This is a genomic window from Vibrio sp. YT-18, assembly GCF_033337345.1.
GTDB classification, from domain to species: Bacteria; Pseudomonadota; Gammaproteobacteria; order Enterobacterales; family Vibrionaceae; genus Vibrio; species Vibrio alginolyticus.
The window spans coordinates 1-1,169 of record NZ_JAWOQO010000181.1 but is presented as its reverse complement, the minus strand read 5'-3'; the positions used below and the strand labels follow the sequence as shown (position 1 = coordinate 1,169).

1 protein-coding gene is annotated in these 1,169 nt (G+C 49.5%); it reads left to right on the top strand.

Translation table 11 applies throughout. From position 1 onward, the window contains the following. The coding region (gene leuA, locus R7M72_RS25290) for a 2-isopropylmalate synthase (RefSeq protein ID WP_318056481.1) at positions 1-1,169 on the top strand (1,169 nt) is incomplete at both ends.

The window sequence follows — 1,169 nt, the reverse complement described above, 5'->3', positions numbered from 1 at the left end:
AAGCGTTGTCAGCAAGCTTGACGGTTAAAGAAAAACTGCAGATTGCCTATGCGCTTGAAAGGCTGGGCGTTGATGTTATCGAAGCAGGTTTTCCTATCTCTTCCCCTGGCGATTTCGAGTCCGTACAAACTATTGCAAAACACATCAAAAATAGCCGAGTTTGTGCCCTTTCGCGTGCCGTTGCGAAAGACATCGATGCCGCAGCTGAGGCGCTAAAAGTTGCTGACCAATTCCGTATCCACACTTTTCTAGCCACTTCCACGATTCACGTTCAAGACAAGCTACGCCGCAGTTACGATGACGTACTTGAAATGGCGGTCAACGCCGTTAAACACGCGCGTAACTATACCGATGATGTCGAATTTTCTTGTGAAGACGCAGGCCGTACGCCAATCGACAATCTATGTCGCATGGTTGAAGCCGCAATTGATGCTGGCGCAAGTACCATCAACATTCCCGATACCGTTGGCTACACAGTGCCAAGCGAGTTCGGTGGCATCATCCAAACGCTTTTCAACCGCGTGCCGAACATCGACAAGGCCATCATTTCTGTGCACTGTCATGATGACTTGGGCATGTCGGTCGCAAACTCAATTGCAGCAGTACAAGCCGGTGCTCGCCAAATTGAAGGCACCATCAATGGTATCGGCGAGCGTGCGGGTAACTGCTCACTAGAAGAGATCGCGATGATCATCAAGACGCGTCAAGAGCTTCTGGGCGTAAGCACGGGGATCAAGCACGAAGAAATCCATCGTACTAGGAAGTTAGTGAGTCAACTGTGCAACATGCCGATCCAATGCAACAAAGCGGTCGTGGGTGCCAATGCATTCAGCCATTCTTCAGGTATCCACCAAGACGGCATGTTAAAGAACAAGAACACTTACGAGATCATGACGCCTGAGTCGATTGGTCTTAAGAACCAAGCGCTTAACCTAACCAGTCGTAGCGGCCGAGCGGCGGTGAAGAGCCACATGGATTCCATGGGTTATAAAGAAGATGAGTACAACCTAGACGCACTGTACGCCGACTTCTTGAAACTGGCCGACCGTAAAGGCCAAGTGTTTGATTACGATTTGGAAGCACTAATGCACTTCTCCAACTTGCGTGAAGAAGATGATTTCTACAAGTTGAATTACCTAAGCGTGCAATCGGGCAGCGTGATGGCAACC